2 protein-coding genes are annotated in these 1,800 nt (G+C 43.3%); one reads left to right on the top strand and one right to left on the bottom strand.

Annotated elements, in window-relative coordinates:
• Window positions 1–16: 16 nt before the first annotated feature.
• The gene (locus ACM0OT_RS23725; protein WP_414566828.1) at window positions 17–1,321 is read right to left on the bottom strand and encodes an RNA-guided endonuclease InsQ/TnpB family protein; all 1,305 of its coding nucleotides are present in this window, start codon (window positions 1,319–1,321) and stop codon (window positions 17–19) included.
• On the opposite strand from ACM0OT_RS23725, the gene tnpA reads away from it, so the two are divergent.
• Window positions 1,283–1,708: an IS200/IS605 family transposase gene (gene tnpA, locus ACM0OT_RS23720; protein WP_414566827.1), complete on the top strand. Its 426-nt coding sequence runs from the start codon at window positions 1,283–1,285 to the stop codon at window positions 1,706–1,708. The genes ACM0OT_RS23725 and tnpA overlap by 39 nt on opposite strands.
• The last annotated feature ends 92 nt before the right edge of the window (window positions 1,709–1,800 follow it).

Below are 1,800 nucleotides of genomic sequence, written 5' to 3'. Positions count from 1 at the left end.
GTGACAACTCTCACCGCTAATTGCAAGCAATATAGCGGGAGCATCTCAAATTCACAAATGAGACTTGCTGCTTCATAGGCTGACTACTGTCTAAGCCTCCACAGCCAGGAATCGGTAGTCCAACCGACCCACGTTTTAAAAGATTCAATGCACTGTTCCAGTCGCGGTCAATGACCAATCCACAAGAACAACTATGAACACGAATTGCAAGAGTCTTTTCTACTCTCTCACCACAACTCGAACAATTGATACTGGTGCCTCTGGGGTCAACTCCTGTTGTATGCTTGCCGCGTTTTACCGCTACTGCTTGCATGATTTGGAGGAATGCTGACCAGGCAACATCAAGTATCGATTTAGCTAGTCGTGTTCTCGCTAAACCTTTAATGTTCAGGTTTTCAAAAACAATTAAGTCATAGGAATTAACCAACCAATGAGCGACTTGATAATGAAACTCTTTTCTTTGTCTTGCAACGTGCAAATGAAGTCTAGCAACCGAGTTCGCTTGCTTGTGATAGTTCTTAGACCCTTTAACTTTACGAGCAAGTTGGCGTTGCTGACGGGCTAATGTAGATTGCGCTTTGCGGTAATACTGAGGGACGGACACGCTTTGTCCATCAGCAGTAGTTAAAAACTTTTCTAACCCAACATCTATGCCAGTAGCAGTTTTGATTTCATCAATAGGCAGCAAGGCGGGAACGGTTTTATCTTCTAAAGAAAAACTGCAATACCATCCATCAGCCTTACTTAAAATTGTTGCTTGCTTAATCTCAAAACCATCCGGTATTGGTCGATGCAAGATAACTTCAATTTCACCAATCTTGGATAATTTGAGAATATTGCCTGCTAAGTGTGCGCCTGCTTTTGGAGAATTGACACGAGGAAACGTGAAAGAGCAGATATCGCCACGTTTCTTAAAACGTGGTTTACCTCCCCGCTTCCCCTTGCTATCTGGTATCAGCCAACGTTTCCATGCCTTGTCCAACCTCATCAGGTTTTGTTGTTGGCAGTCGGCATAGATGTTTTTGTAGTCGGGAAATAGTTCTTTAGTTCGTTTGAGGTCACTTGCCTGTGTATAATAGTCTGCTTTATTTGGTATCTCCCCTATTGGTTCACAAATCAAACTGCATCGGTCAATCTGCGACCTTGTACGTCTTAGCCAGTCCAATCTTTGCCCCAATGCATAGTTCCAATGACGGCGCAACAACTCGCCCCAGGTTTCCAGTGTGACGACCTGCTCTTGAGTGGGCTTGAGTTTGTACTGGTAAGTGAGTAACATATACTCATGATACCATTTAGTGGAATGAGTTACAACATAAGTCATAGAGCAGTTTATAGCCTTAATATTCATTTAGTGTTAGTGACAAAATATCGGAGAAAAGTAATTAACCAATCGATGCTTAATCGGCTACAAAGCATATTTGAAAGTACCTGTGCCAAGTGGAAAAGTAAAGTCACAGAATTCAACGGAGAGTCAGACCATGTTCACTTAGTTATTAGTTACCCGCCAGATGTCGAGGTGAGTAAATTGGTCAATAATCTCAAGACCGTTTCTAGTCGTTTAATTCGTAAGGAGTTCCATGAACACGTCAATCAGTTCTATAACAAGCCAGTCTTTTGGACAGGTGCGTATTTTGTCGCCTCATGTGGAGGCGTTACCCTTGAGCAGCTTAAATCTTATGTTGAAAAACAAGCCAGTCCTGACTATTGAGAGGGTATTGAACCCCCTCAATAGTCCCGCAATTCCCCGTCACCGCCAAGTCTGCGACTGTGGCGGGAGTACCCTTGCGGAGGTTTAGATGG

The organism is Anabaena sp. CCY 9613 (assembly GCF_963920895.1).
Taxonomy (GTDB): Bacteria; Cyanobacteriota; Cyanobacteriia; order Cyanobacteriales; family Nostocaceae; genus Cyanocohniella.
This window is presented reverse-complemented; position numbering and strand designations above follow the sequence as displayed.